Annotated in this window: 1 protein-coding gene; it reads right to left on the minus strand. The window is 39.4% G+C overall.

Translation table 11 applies throughout. The annotated features are described in order from the left end of the window. Positions 1-269: carbohydrate-binding domain-containing protein (locus tag C1G53_RS00225; RefSeq protein WP_153046623.1), on the minus strand; the 269-nt coding region annotated here is incomplete at both ends.

Here is a 269-nt window from a genome sequence, read left to right on the forward strand (position 1 = left end):
GGTCAAATCAGCTTCAACATGGATAGCCCCTTCAATATTGGTGTCTGTATGATTGCTGGTATCTTTCACTGTATTCGTCGTACCATCTTTGATTTCCAATTCAACATTGTCAGCATTAATAACATTGATTGCTGCTGTATCTGAACTTGAAATCTCAGCACCTGCTAGAATGATGCGAACATTGGCATCTGTTTCAACCGTTACACCAGCTGTTGTTGAACCAGTTAAAATATAGGTTCCACCCTCAGTAATTTTCAAGCCATCATTTG

It is taken from the genome of Streptococcus suis (assembly GCF_002960445.1).
In the GTDB taxonomy this organism is placed as follows: domain Bacteria; phylum Bacillota; class Bacilli; order Lactobacillales; family Streptococcaceae; genus Streptococcus; species Streptococcus hyiners.